Source organism: Janthinobacterium rivuli (assembly GCF_029690045.1).
Taxonomy (GTDB): Bacteria; Pseudomonadota; Gammaproteobacteria; order Burkholderiales; family Burkholderiaceae_D; genus Janthinobacterium; species Janthinobacterium rivuli.
Genome location: NZ_CP121464.1, coordinates 5,877,672 through 5,889,892 on the forward strand (window position 1 = coordinate 5,877,672; position 12,221 = coordinate 5,889,892).

At 65.6% G+C, this 12,221-nt stretch carries 13 protein-coding genes; 11 read left to right on the forward strand and 2 right to left on the reverse strand.

Features of this window, described 5'->3' with window-relative positions:
- The first annotated feature begins 198 nt into the window (after positions 1-198).
- The 11 genes from P9875_RS26640 to P9875_RS26690 are packed head-to-tail and all read left to right on the forward strand — an operon-like array spanning position 199 to position 10,110.
- On the forward strand, positions 199-1,392 hold the full coding sequence (locus P9875_RS26640; RefSeq protein WP_099401659.1) for a type II secretion system F family protein: 1,194 nt from the start codon (positions 199-201) through the stop codon (positions 1,390-1,392).
- 25 nt (positions 1,393-1,417) lie between these two features.
- Positions 1,418-3,115, forward strand: a complete 1,698-nt coding sequence (locus P9875_RS26645; protein ID WP_099401812.1) for a GspE/PulE family protein — start codon at positions 1,418-1,420, stop codon at positions 3,113-3,115.
- On the forward strand, positions 3,102-3,890 hold the full coding sequence (locus P9875_RS26650) for a hypothetical protein (RefSeq protein WP_278317063.1): 789 nt from the start codon (positions 3,102-3,104) through the stop codon (positions 3,888-3,890). The genes P9875_RS26645 and P9875_RS26650 overlap by 14 nt, the downstream gene beginning before the upstream one ends.
- Positions 3,881-4,423: a hypothetical protein gene (locus tag P9875_RS26655; RefSeq protein WP_278317064.1), complete on the forward strand. Its 543-nt coding sequence runs from the start codon at positions 3,881-3,883 to the stop codon at positions 4,421-4,423. The genes P9875_RS26650 and P9875_RS26655 overlap by 10 nt, the downstream gene beginning before the upstream one ends.
- On the forward strand, positions 4,411-5,031 hold the full coding sequence (gene pilO / locus P9875_RS26660) for a type 4a pilus biogenesis protein PilO (RefSeq protein WP_278317065.1): 621 nt from the start codon (positions 4,411-4,413) through the stop codon (positions 5,029-5,031). Before P9875_RS26655 ends, pilO begins: the two co-directional genes overlap by 13 nt.
- A complete protein-coding gene (locus P9875_RS26665; protein ID WP_278317066.1) occupies positions 5,028-5,564 on the forward strand; it encodes a hypothetical protein in 537 nt (178 codons plus the stop codon). The genes pilO and P9875_RS26665 overlap by 4 nt, the downstream gene beginning before the upstream one ends.
- Positions 5,565-5,581: 17 nt before the next feature.
- Positions 5,582-7,462: a secretin and TonB N-terminal domain-containing protein gene (locus tag P9875_RS26670; RefSeq protein ID WP_278317067.1), complete on the forward strand. Its 1,881-nt coding sequence runs from the start codon at positions 5,582-5,584 to the stop codon at positions 7,460-7,462.
- Between the two features lie 29 nt (positions 7,463-7,491).
- Positions 7,492-7,929, forward strand: a complete 438-nt coding sequence (locus P9875_RS26675) for a type IV pilin protein (RefSeq protein WP_423221866.1) — start codon at positions 7,492-7,494, stop codon at positions 7,927-7,929.
- A 5-nt stretch (positions 7,930-7,934) separates the two neighbouring features.
- On the forward strand, positions 7,935-8,318 hold the full coding sequence (locus P9875_RS26680; RefSeq protein WP_257626127.1) for a type IV pilin protein: 384 nt from the start codon (positions 7,935-7,937) through the stop codon (positions 8,316-8,318).
- 43 nt (positions 8,319-8,361) lie between these two features.
- Positions 8,362-8,841, forward strand: a complete 480-nt coding sequence (locus P9875_RS26685) for a type II secretion system protein (RefSeq protein ID WP_278317069.1) — start codon at positions 8,362-8,364, stop codon at positions 8,839-8,841.
- 45 nt (positions 8,842-8,886) lie between these two features.
- Entirely contained in the window at positions 8,887-10,110 is a 1,224-nt protein-coding gene (locus P9875_RS26690) for a M24 family metallopeptidase (RefSeq protein WP_278317070.1), read from the forward strand.
- A gap of 96 nt (positions 10,111-10,206) precedes the next feature.
- Here the strand turns inward: P9875_RS26690 and P9875_RS26695 are convergent, their stop codons facing one another.
- Positions 10,207-11,754: a methyl-accepting chemotaxis protein gene (locus P9875_RS26695; protein WP_278317071.1), complete on the reverse strand. Its 1,548-nt coding sequence runs from the start codon at positions 11,752-11,754 to the stop codon at positions 10,207-10,209.
- 58 nt (positions 11,755-11,812) lie between these two features.
- Complete coding sequence (locus tag P9875_RS26700) at positions 11,813-12,220, reverse strand: hypothetical protein (RefSeq protein WP_099401665.1); 408 nt, start codon at positions 12,218-12,220, stop codon at positions 11,813-11,815.
- Position 12,221 lies beyond the last annotated feature (1 nt).

Consider the following 12,221-nt stretch of genomic DNA (forward strand, 5'->3'; position numbering starts at 1 on the left):
CGATTGATTTCCTGGCAATTCCAGTCTACCCTGAGGCAGTGATTGCCTCTTGCCTGCTGCCGGTACCCGCGACGAATTGAACTTTTTTGGATTGTTCCTGACCGATGCCTACTTCGACCTTGTCCGCACGCGCTTTCCCCTTTTCACTTCACCCCATTTTCACGCCCCAGGCCCTCGCCATGCTCGCCTGAGCCGACGATGCAGTTCCACCTCCAGGTGCAGGGCCCGGCGGGCAGCCAGGCGCTGGCCATCGACGCCGCCAGCGAGGCCGAGGCGATCCGCGCAGCCGTGCGCGGCGGCTGGCGCGTGCTGGCCGTCGACGCCGGCGCCGCGCCGGACGCGGGCGCCGCGCCGCGTCCCGGCAAACAGGGCCTGCCACTGCTGCAATTCAGCCAGGAACTGCTGGCCCTGCTCGAAGCGGGCCTGAACCTGGGTGAGGCCATGGCCACCCTGCACAACAAGGAAACGCGCGCGGGCGCCAGGGCCACGCTGGCCGCCATCGTGCTGACCCTGCAGCAAGGGCAAAGCTTCTCCGACACCCTGGCCGATTTTCCCGACATCTTCCCCGACATTTACATCGCCACCGTGCATGCGGCCGAACGCTCGGGCAACCTGCCCGAGGCGCTGGCCCGCTTCGTCGGCTACCAGCTGCAGTTCGACGCCATCCGCAAAAAACTCATTTCCGCCGCCATCTACCCGTGCATGCTGCTCGTCGTCGGCGGCCTGGTGACGCTGTTCCTGCTCGGCTACGTGGTGCCCAAATTCAGCGTCGTCTACGAAAGTTCGGGGCGCGAGATTCCGTGGATGTCGCAAATGCTGCTGGGCTTTGGCCAGACCCTGGCCGCGCATCCACTGCTGTGCGCCAGCGCGCTGGCCGCCGTGGTGGCCGCCGTGGTGTTCGGTATCGCCAACCGCAGCATGCGCATGGCGCTGGTGCTGCGCCTCTTGCGTCTGCCCGTGCTGGCCGCGAAGGCGGCGGAATTTCGCCTGGCGCGCTTCTACCGTGCCCTCAGCCTGCTGCTGCACGCCGGCATCCCCCTGCACAAGGCGCTGGCCATGGTGGCGCCCATGCTGCTGCCGGCGCAGCAGGAGCCGCTGGCGCAGGCGCGCCGCGCGGTGCAGGAAGGCATGCCGTTTTCCACCGCGCTGGAACAGGCCGGCATGGCCACGCCGGTGGCGCAATCGCTGCTGAAAGTGGGCGAGAACACGGGCCGCCTGGGCGACATGCTGGAACGCTCGGCCAAGTTCCACGACGAGGAATTCGCCCGCTGGGTGGACTGGGCGTCGCGCCTGCTCGAACCGCTCTTGATGACCATCATCGGCGTGGTGATTGGCGGCGTGGTGGTGCTGATGTACATGCCGATCTTTGAACTGGCGGGGAGCTTATCGTGACGGTTTTTACCATGTGGTGCATGACATGAACGCGCGCGACGAAGAACGGGCCGTGCTCGATGCGGCCATGCTGCGCCGGGCCCACGCCAGCGCAATGGAACAGGGCCGCCCGCAAATGACCGTGCTGCAGGAAACGGCAGCCCTGCCGCCTGAAGTCTTCTTGCGCCAGCTGGCCGCCCTGTTCCGCTACCCGGCCTGGACGATGGCCGAGCTGCAGGCGGCCTTGCCCGCCTTCGGCCTGCTGCCCTACACGGATTGCGCCCAGCGCGACTGCGTGTTGCTGCACCCAAGCGTTCCCGGCGCGCCGCCCGTGCTCGTCATCGGCAACCCGTTTGCCGAAGACTTGCTGCAGTGGGCCGACTTCGCCTTGTCCACACCCTTCACGGTGGGGCTGGCGCATCCGGACGATCTGGCCGCCTATCTGCTGCAGCAGGAAAGCGTGCAGCAGGCGATGCAGGAAATGCAGCATGGGGATGACATTCCAGGGCTCGACCAGAGCATCGAGGATATCTCGCTGATTCGCATCAGCGAGGACAGCAGCCCGGTGGTGAAACTGGTGAACTCCACCATCTACGACGCCCTGAAATTCCAGGCCAGCGACATCCACCTCGAATGCGACGTGGCCAGCTTGGTCATCAAGTACCGCGTCGACGGCGTGCTGGTACAGGCGGGCCAGGTGCAGGGATTACAAATGGCCGAACAGATCATCTCGCGCATCAAGGTGATGGCCGATCTCGACATCGCCGAGCGCCGCATCCCGCAGGATGGCCGTTTCAAGGTGCGCGTGAAAGGGGCGGAGATCGATTTCCGTGTCTCCATCATGCCCAATATCTTTGGCGAGGATGCCGTGCTGCGCCTGCTGGACCGGCGCGCGCTGACGGAAGCGGCGCAGGCGCTGCGCCTGGAAAGCCTGGGCCTGAACGAGGACGCCATCGAGCAGATACGCCGCCTGGCCGCCAAGCCGCACGGCATGCTGCTGGTGACGGGGCCCACGGGTTCCGGCAAGACCACCACCCTGTACGCGGCCATCACGGAAATCAATACGGGGCGCGACAAGATCGTCACCATCGAAGACCCCGTCGAATACCGCTTGCCGCGCGTGCTGCAGATCCCCGTCAACGAAAAAAAGGGGCTGACGTTCGCGCGCGGCCTGCGCTCCATCCTGCGCCACGATCCCGACAAAATCATGATCGGCGAAATACGCGACGATGAAACGGCGCAGATCGCCGTGCAGGCCGCGCTCACGGGCCACCTGGTGTTTACCACCGTGCACGCGAATAACGTCTTTGATGTGGTCGGCCGCTTCCTGCACATGGGTGTCGATGCCTACAGCTTTGCGGCGGCCCTGAACGGCATCGTGGCGCAACGCCTGCTGCGCCTCAATTGCGCCCATTGCGCCGTCGACGCCAGCGCCGAGGTGCTGGCCGATGCGCAGCAATTGCGCGATAGCGGCCTGGCCCTGCACCAGGTGCAGGACTGGCAGTTCATGGCTGGCAAGGGCTGTGGCCATTGCCGCGGCACCGGCTACAAGGGCCGCAAGGCCGTCGCCGAAGTGCTGATGCTCAGCGACGCGATGCGCGAAATGATCTGCACGCGCGCGCCCCTGAGCCAGATGAAGGAAGAAGCGGCGCGCAACGGTTTCCGCCTGGCGCGCGAAGCGGGCCTGGACCTGGTGCGGCGCGGCGAAACCACGTTAGCGGAGCTCAATCGTGTCACTTATTGAACGCCTTGCCCGCGCCACCGTCTGCCTGCACCTGGCGCCGCACGGATTGCACGGCGTGCTGCGCCGCGCCGGCCGTCCCGTGGCGGACAGCGCCTTCCACCTGCCGATTGCGAACCCCGACGCCAGCCGGGAAGTGGCGCTGACCGCCCTGCGCGGCTGGCTCGAACAGGATGGCGGCAAAAAACTGCCGCTGGCCGTCAGCCTGGCCAGCCGCTGGTGCGCCATGCTGATGGTGCCGTGGAGCGGCGCCCTGCTCGATGCGGCCAGCGCCCAGCGCTTCCTGCACAGCCAGTTCGCCGCCGTCTACGGCGATGGCGCGCGCGCCTGGCGCCTGGCCGCCGACGATGCGCCCTATGGCAAGCCGCGCCTGGCCTGCGGCATCGATGCGGCCCTGCTGCAAGGCGTGCAGGAGGCGGCGGCCGCGCATGGCCGGCGCTGCCTGTCCATCGAACCCATTGTCGGACCGGCCTGGCGCAGCATCGCCGGCGGCAAACCGGCCGCCTTCGCCCTGGTGGAAGCGGGACGACTGCTGCTGGCAACGACGGTCGCCGGGCGCATCACGGCCCTGCACAGCCAGTCTTGCGACGCCGCCTGGGGCGATGAACTGGAGCGGGCGTGGCGGCGCTGGAACTTGCGCGCGCCGCAACTGGACGCCATCGAACAGGTGGCGCTGCTCGACCTGAGCGGCGTGCCGCAAGCCAACGTGCCGGAGCGCTTCGTGCCCATCGCCGTGGCCAGCGGCGCCCACCTGATGCGGGAGGCCGCATGGGCCTGAGCCGCCTGGAATTCCTGCCGCCCGGCGTGGCACAGACCTTCAAGGGCTGGCGCCTGGCCCTGTGCCTGGCGGGCGGCCTGATGCTGCTGCCGGCCGCCGGATATTGGCTGGTGCAGGCACAGGAAACGCGGCGCCTGGAAACGCAACTGGCGCAGCTGCAGCCCGCGCGTCCCGTGCGCGCGCCCCTGTCGGCGAGCCAGCAACGCGAACGCGACCTCGAACTGAAACAGGTGGCCGCCGCCGTGCGCCAGCTCAACTTGCCCGTCACGCGCCTGGTCAAGACGGTGCAGGCGCCGCGCGACGTGCGCGTGGCCTTGCTGGGACTGGACCTGAACGCGCAGCAGGGACAGGATGGCGCCAGCGTCCTGAAAATCGCCGCCGAAGCGGAGACGCCGCAGGACATGCTCAACTACCTGGCCTTCCTGAACCAGCAGCCCATGTTCAGTTCCGTGTACTTGCTCAAACATGAGATGAATGCGAACGCCCCCGAACACCCTTACCGTTTTCAGCTGGAGGCGCAATGGCGGCAATAAAACCCGTATTCAAAGCCGGCACGCCCGTGGCCCGTCCACGCCTGCAACTGCGCATGCCGCCGCGCCTGGCGTGGGAAGTGCAGCGGTTGGGGCGCACCCTGGGCTGGCCCAGCGCGCTCGGTGCGGCCTGCCTGGCGCTGGCTGCTTTCGCCATGCAGCAGGGCGATGCGCTGGCCCGACACCAGCAACAATTGCGCGCCCAGCTGGCCATAATGGCGAAACAGGCGGCGCTGCCGCCGGCACACATCACGCTCGATGCGGATGCCGACAGCCTGGCCGCCTTTCACGCCTACCTGCCCGCGCATGACAGCATTCCCGACCAGTTGAAAGCTTTGCTGGAAGTGGCGCAAAAGAGCGGCGTCACCCTGGCCAAGGCCGACTACAAGCCGCAGGAAGATGGCAACACGGCCTTCCTGCGCTACCAGATCACCCTGCCGGTAAAAGCCGAATACGCGCAGCTGCAAACCTTTATCGTCGACGCCCTGCAGGCGCTGCCGACCCTGACGCTCGACTCCGTGCTCTTCAAGCGCGAGCAGATCGAGGCGGGCGAGATCGACGCGCGCATCCAGTTCATCCTGCTGGTGAAAAAAGCGGAGGTGCGCCGATGAAAAAAGCCGTATTGGCAGGCGCCGCCGTGGCGACCTTGCTGGCCGCCCTCTTCGCCCCCGAGGATGAAGGCAGCATCGTGGGGCCGGCCACGGCCACCACGCGCCAGGTGGAGCGGGTGGCGGTCGCGCCGCTCGCCGCAGTCGCCGCGCCGCCAACCCATCGCGCGCTGGCCATCGAACCGCGCCGGGCGCTGGAAGACGAGGAAGCGGCCACCCTGTTCGCCAAGCAAAGCTGGCAGCCGGAGACGCCGAAAAAAATCATGCTCGACCAGCAGGCAGCCCAGGCCGCGCTGCCCGCGGCCCGCGTGGATGCAAACGCGCCGCCACCGCTGCCCTTTCAATTCCTGGGCCGCTTCGTCGACGAAGGCAAGGCGGCCTACTTCCTGCAAGCGGGTGAACGCAATGTCGTGGCGCGCCCAGGCGACACGCTCGAAGAACGTTACCGCTTCGACGGCGTGGTGCAAGGCGCCCTGCAATTTACCTATCTGCCTCTCAACCTGAAACAGACACTCGCCGTAGGGGACCTCAATTGAAACGATGCGCCGCATGTATGTCTCGTAATCTCATCACCCTGCTGCCGATGCTGTCCCTGCTGGCCGCCTGCGCCGGCAACCAGGCCTACAACGATGGCCAGGCCATGCTGGGCGCGGGCCGCACGGAACAGGGCCTGGCCCTGCTGGAACAGGCGGCGCAAGCCGAGCCGACCAACGCCAAGTACCGTATCGCCGTTACCAACGGCAGGATGCGCGCGCTGAACAAGCTGAATGGCGCTGCGGAAGCGCTGCGCCAGCAGGGCAAGCTGCCCGAAGCGCAAGCGCTGTACCAGCAGGCCTTGGCGCTGGACGCCAGCAACGACGTGGCGCAGCGGGGCCTAGCCGGCGTGGCGCAGGATGAACGGCACCGCAAGCTGGTGCAGGAAGCGCAGGCCAGCTACCAGCGCGGCGGCGAGGCGAATATCGCGCAAGCGCAGGAAGCCTTGCGCCAGGTGCTGCAGGAGCGCCCCGCGCAGCGCGAGGCCCTGGCCCTGAAAAGCCGCATCGGCGAATCGCAATCGAAAAGCCTGCCGGCCGGCGGCAAGCTGGCGGCCGCCTACCGCAAACCCGTGACCCTCGAATTTCGCGACGCGCCGCTGCGTTCCGTGTTCGACTTCATCAGCAAGGTCTCGGGCCTGAACTTCGTCTTCGACAAGGAAGTCGACCCGGCCCTGCGCGCCACCATTTCCGTGCGCGACACCAGCATCGAAGAGGCGATTGCCATGCTGCTGGGCGCCAACCAGCTGGAACAAAGCGTCACCAACGACAAATCGATCACGATCTATCCGAACACGCCGCAAAAGGTGAAGGATTACCAGCAGCTCGTGGTGCGCACTTTTTTCCTCGCCAATGCCGACGTCAAGACGGTGGCGTTTTCCATCAAGACCCTGCTCAAGGCCAAGGACGTCGTCACCGATGAACGCCTGGGCATCATCATGCTGCGCGATACGCCGGAAATGGTGCGCATGGCCGAGCGCATCATCAACGTGCAAGACCTGGCCGATCCGGAAGTGATGCTGGAAGTCGAGGTGCTGGAAGTCAAACGCACGCGCCTGATGGAGCTGGGCGTGCGCTGGCCGGACCAGGCCAGCCTGACACTGGCCGGTGCTGCAGGTATTACGGGAGGCCTGGGCGGCCTGAAAGTGGCGGACCTGCACCGCATCAATGGCGACAATATCAACCTGGGCATCGGCGGCGTCACCCTGAACGCCAACAAGACGGACAGCGACAGCAATATTCTGGCCAATCCGCGCATCCGCGTGCGCAACAAGGAAAAAGCCAAGATCCTCATCGGCGACCGTGTGCCCGTCATTACCGTCACGACGAATAACGGCGTCAGTTCCGACAGCGTCAACTACATCGACGTGGGCCTGAAACTCGACGTGGAACCGAATGTCTACCTGGACGACGAAGTGGCCATCAAGATCAACCTGGAAGTGTCGAACGTCGTCAAGGAAGTCATCAGCAAGACGGGCACGCAGGCTTACCAGATCGGCACGCGCAGCGCCTCGACGGTCCTGCGCCTGAAGGATGGCGAGACGCAGGTGCTGGCTGGCCTGATCAGCGACGAAGACCGGGGCACGGCCAACAAGGTGCCGGGTGTGGGCGAGCTGCCCGTGCTGAACCGTTTGTTCGGCAGCCAGAAGGACGACGCCATGCGCAGCGAGATCGTGCTGTCGATCACGCCGCGCCTGCTGCGCAGCATCCGCCGCCCGGACCTGACGACGGCCGAATTCAACTCGGGCACCGAAGCCTCCGTGGGAGGCCGCGCCAGCGTGGGCGGCTCCCCAGAGGCTATCGCCGCGCCGGAGCAAGCCCCGGCGCGCACCGGCTCGCCCATGACGGGCGGCGACGAGGCTCCGGCCGCCGGCGAAAAATCAGGCAAGGGTGGCCAGTGAAAGAGCGGGGCTTTACCTTCATCGAGCTGATGATCACCCTGGCCATCATGGCGACCCTGGCCACGGTGGCCGTGCCGATGGCGCAGGTGGCATTGCAACGGTCCAAGGAACAGCAATTGCGCAGCGCCCTGATCGAAATGCGCGAAGCGATCGACGCCTACAAGCGCGCTTCGGACAATGGCCGCATCAAGCTGTCGCTGGGCGCCTCCGGCTATCCGAAAAAACTCGATGAACTGGTCGAGGGCGTGCCCGACCAGCGCAGCCCGTCCAAGCAGAACATCTATTTCCTTCGCCGCCTGCCGCGCGACCCGTTCCAGCCCGGGGAAGAAGGCAGCGCCGCCGACAGCTGGAGCAAGCGCGCCTATGCCTCGCCGCCCGACAATCCCAGCGAAGGCGAGGACGTGTTCGATGTCGCCTCGCGCTCGACCAAGGTGGGCCTGAACGGCGTGCCGCTCAATCAATGGTGAACCCGATGCCAGCCTCTTCTCCTCGCCGCGGCTTTACCCTGGTCGAACTGCTGGTGGTGCTGGCGATCATCTCGCTGCTGTTGACGATCGCCATTCCCCGCTATTTCGGCTCGGTGGAAAAATCGAAGGAGGTCGCGCTGAAGGAAAACCTGCAGGTGCTCAGGAGCGGCCTGGATAAATACTATGCCGACAAGGGCGAGTATCCGGCCGCGCTGGCCGACCTGGTGACCCACCATTACTTCCGCAGCGTGCCGCTGGACCCCGTCACCGAGTCCGCCGCCACCTGGCAGCTGATCCCTTCGCCGAATGGCGAGATCGGCGGCGTGGCCGACGTGCGCAGCGGCGCCAAGGGCAAGACGCGCGAGGGCATCCCCTTTGAGCAGCTCTGATTTTCGACGCCGCGCACGGGGCTTCGCATATATCTGGACCCTCATGCTGGTCGCCTTCATGGGCGTGGGCCTGGTGCTGGCCAGCGAATTGCATGCCACGGCCGCGCGGCGCGAGAAAGAGCGCGAGCTGCTGTTCATCGGCCATGAATTTCGCAATGCGCTGGGCCGCTACTACGACAGCACGCCGGGCGACGGGCGGCCCCGCTATCCATTGACCCTGCAGGAATTGCTGCGCGACCCGCGCTTTGCCAACGCCCGGCGGCACTTGCGCCGCCTGTATGCGGACCCCGTCACGGGCAAGACGGAATGGGGCGTGCTGCGGCAGGAGGGACGCATCGTCGGCATCCATTCGCTGTCGCCGCAGCTGCCCATCAAGCAGGACAATTTTCTCGATGAAGATGCCAGCCTGCGCCGCAAGCAACGCTATGCGGACTGGCACTTCACCTATCCGCACGACCTGGTGCTGGCACCGCCCGATGCGGCCGGCGGCGCGCCCGGGCTCAAGCCGAAAGGCGCGAACTGATATCATGCCCGCATTCCATATTCAGCATCGAGCAAAGGAGCAGGCATGAGCATAGGTGGCACTTCCATCGAACAGGCATTGGCATCGCTGTCGGACATGACGGGCGGCATGGTTGCCATCGGCAAGGACGAACATGCGCAACGCATCGCCAAGGCGCAAGCGTTCATGCGCCAGCAGGGCATCGCCGCCATCTACCTGAACGCGGGCGCCAACCTCACCTATTTCACGGGCACCAAATGGTATGCCAGCGAACGCATGGTGGGCGCCATCCTGCCGGCCAGCGGCGACATCGAATACATCGCCCCCGCGTTCGAGGAAAGCACCTTGCAAGGATTCATGCTCATCGAAGGCAAGGTCAATTGCTGGGAAGAGCATGAAAGCCCGTACCAGCTGTTCGTCGACGTGCTGGCGCGCATGGGGATAGCCCAGGATGCGGCTGCGCCGCCGCGCGTGGGCATCTGCGAAAGCGCCGCCTACTTCATCTACGACGGCATCAAACCGCTGGCCCCCGGCTATGCGCTGGAAAACGCGCGCGCCGTCACGGCGTACTGCCGCAGCCGCAAGTCGCAGGCGGAAATCGCCCTGATGCAGCGCGTGATGGACATGACACTGGCCGTGCACGTGGCCACGGCCAGCATGCTGGTCGAAGGCATCACGACGGTGGAAGTGGAAGAATTCATTCAGCGCGCGCACCGCAAGGTAGGGGCGCCCCGCTCGTATTTCTGCATCGTGCTGTTCGGCGAGGCGACGGCCTATCCGCATGGCGTCAATTACGTGCAAACCCTGAAGGCGGGCGACACGGTGCTGATCGACACGGGTTGCCAGGTGATGAACTACATCTCCGACATCACGCGCACCTATGTGTTTGGCGACATCAGCGAGCGCCAGCGCAGCGTGTGGAACAGCGAAAAGGCCGCGCAAGCCGCCGCGTTTTCCGCCGCCCGGCTGGGCGTGCCCTGCGGCGACGTGGACCGTGCCGCGCGCGTCTCGCTGGAAGCCGACGGCTTTGGCCCCGGCTACAAATTACCAGGCCTGCCGCACCGCACGGGCCACGGCATCGGTCTCGATATCCACGAGTGGCCTTACCTTGTGGGCAATGACACGACGCCGCTCGACGTGGGCATGTGCTTCTCGAACGAGCCGATGATCTGCATCCCCGGCGAATTCGGCATCCGCCACGAAGACCATTTTTACATGACGGCAGACGGTCCGCGCTGGTTCACGCAGCCGGCGCACAGCATCGACGATCCGTTCGGGCTGCGGGCGTAGCGTGACGCCCTTGTGTTGGATTACGCTGCGCTAATCCAACCTACGCACACACCAATGTCAGGTAGGTCGGATTAGCGCCTTGCGCGTAATCCGACATCACCGCAACGCCAGGTAAGCCGCAGGAGCGCCCTGCGCCAGCTTGAACACGGCCAGCGCCGTGCCCAGTTGCACGGCTTGCTCCTGCAGCGATTCGGCGGCCGCCGACGCTTCTTCCACCAGCGCGGAATTTTGCTGCGTCATCTGGTCCATGCTGCCGATGGCCACGCCGATATCGCCGATGCCGGCACTTTGCGCCTGGCTCGCCGCGCTGATCTCGGCCATGATGTCGGCCACCTTTTTCACGGAGTCGACGATCTGGCCCATGGTCAGCCCCGCCTCGTCGACCAGCTTCGAACCCACGTTGACCTTGGCCACCGAATCGCCGATCAATTGCTTGATTTCGCGCGCCGCAGCCGCGCTGCGCTGCGCCAGGTTGCGCACTTCGGACGCCACCACGGCAAAGCCCCGTCCCTGTTCACCGGCGCGAGCCGCTTCCACGGCCGCATTCAAGGCCAGGATATTCGTCTGGAAGGCGATGCCGTCGATGACGCCGATGATGTCGACGATGCGTTTGGACGAGTCGTTGATCTCGCCCATGGTGGTGACCACCTGGCTGACCACTTGCCCGCCTTTGACTGCCACGGACGATGCCGACACCACCAGTTCGTGCGCCTGGCCCGCGTTGGCGGCGTTGTCGCGCACGGTGGAAGTCAGGCTGTCCATGCTGCGCGCCGTCTGATCCAGGCTGCCCGCCTGCGATTCCGTGCGCGCGGCCAGGTCCGCATTGCCCTGGGCGATTTCGGCGCTGGCCACCTGGATGGTTTCGGCCGACGCCTTGATACCAGACACCATGCCGGCCAGCCGGCCGCGCATTTCTTTCAATGCCGCCAGCAGGCTGGCCTGGTCGCCCGCCTCGGTGGCGATCTCCATCGAGAGGTCGCCATCGGCCACGGCGCGCGCGATCTGGCGCGCGTATTCGGGTTCACCACCGAGCTGCTGCCAGATGGCGCGCCCGACGAAATGCGACACGGCCACCAGGCAGACGATGACGGCCAGCGCCACGGCAATGCTGGTATTGAGCGCATTGCGCACATTGGCCGCGCTGCGTTCGATGCCCTGCTTGAATTGCAATTGCGCCTGTTCGTTGGTCTTGGCCAGGTCCGTGTTGAGCACTGCCAGCGCGCTCTGCATGCGGGTCACGGTCGCTTGCGGGTCGCCCTCTTCCATTTCCAGCATGATGCGCGCCGCGCTCAGGGCCGGCGCGTAATAGGCATCGAATTCCCTGGCCAGCCGCTGGCCCTGCTCGCGCTGGCCGGGGATCGCCGCGAAGGCGGTCAGTTTTTCGCGCAGCTTGACTGCCTGGCCGCCAACTTGCCCGATACGCTCCTTGTCGCCTTCGCTGACGGCGTCGCGCAAGGCGTCGCCGACGGCCGCCACGTCCAGAGTCAGCGACTTGGCCATGTCGAGCACGGGATAGTCGGCGCTTTCCGTCGCGTGGATGGAATTGAGCGTGGCCGTGGACAGATAGGCGCTAACGGCCAGCCCCAGCCCGAAAATCACGGCCGAGACGACAGGCAGCGCCCATATCTTGCGTTTGATGCTCATTGCTGTCTCCTGATGTATGTGTACCGGGCCGCCGCATGGCGCGCGGCCCGGGCCGGCTTTATGGCGCCGTCAGCACCACTTTGACGCTGGCGTCGACGGCACTTTTTTCGATATAGCCGATGGCTTTCGGATCGGCGGCCACGGCCTTCTTCACGTCGGCGCTATTGGCCACTTCCTTCGGCAAGGTCGCCTTGCCCGTGAAGACCAGTTTGGACCACAGGGCCTTCGCCTGCGACGGCTCCTTGTCCGTCACCTTCTTGTAGAACTCGGCGCGCACGGGAGCGCTTTCCGGCTGGTCGATCGGCGTCATGGCCGTCGATTTACCGAGGAAAAACTGCGCCACCTGTTCATTCGTCATGGCGCCCGCAGCGTTCTTCGGATTGACCACCACGACCACTTCGGCCATGGCGGGAACAGCGGTCGACAAGGCCAGCAAGGCAGCCACATTCAAGATCAATGGTTTCATG

Excerpts from the sequence above, each read along its gene's own strand:
- P9875_RS26640 (WP_099401659.1), top strand. The coding sequence starts at position 199 with ATGCAGTTCCACCTCCAGGTGCAGGGCCCGGCGGGCAGCCAGGCGCTG.
- P9875_RS26645 (WP_099401812.1), top strand. The coding sequence starts at position 1,418 with ATGAACGCGCGCGACGAAGAACGGGCCGTGCTCGATGCGGCCATGCTG.
- P9875_RS26655 (WP_278317064.1), top strand. The coding sequence starts at position 3,881 with ATGGGCCTGAGCCGCCTGGAATTCCTGCCGCCCGGCGTGGCACAGACC.
- pilO (WP_278317065.1), top strand. The coding sequence starts at position 4,411 with ATGGCGGCAATAAAACCCGTATTCAAAGCCGGCACGCCCGTGGCCCGT.
- P9875_RS26665 (WP_278317066.1), top strand. The coding sequence starts at position 5,028 with ATGAAAAAAGCCGTATTGGCAGGCGCCGCCGTGGCGACCTTGCTGGCC.
- P9875_RS26670 (WP_278317067.1), top strand. The coding sequence starts at position 5,582 with ATGTCTCGTAATCTCATCACCCTGCTGCCGATGCTGTCCCTGCTGGCC.
- P9875_RS26675 (WP_423221866.1), top strand. The coding sequence starts at position 7,492 with ATGATCACCCTGGCCATCATGGCGACCCTGGCCACGGTGGCCGTGCCG.
- P9875_RS26680 (WP_257626127.1), top strand. The coding sequence starts at position 7,935 with ATGCCAGCCTCTTCTCCTCGCCGCGGCTTTACCCTGGTCGAACTGCTG.
- P9875_RS26685 (WP_278317069.1), top strand. The coding sequence starts at position 8,362 with ATGCTGGTCGCCTTCATGGGCGTGGGCCTGGTGCTGGCCAGCGAATTG.
- P9875_RS26690 (WP_278317070.1), top strand. The coding sequence starts at position 8,887 with ATGAGCATAGGTGGCACTTCCATCGAACAGGCATTGGCATCGCTGTCG.
- P9875_RS26695 (WP_278317071.1), bottom strand. The coding sequence starts at position 11,754 with ATGAGCATCAAACGCAAGATATGGGCGCTGCCTGTCGTCTCGGCCGTG.
- P9875_RS26700 (WP_099401665.1), bottom strand. The coding sequence starts at position 12,220 with ATGAAACCATTGATCTTGAATGTGGCTGCCTTGCTGGCCTTGTCGACC.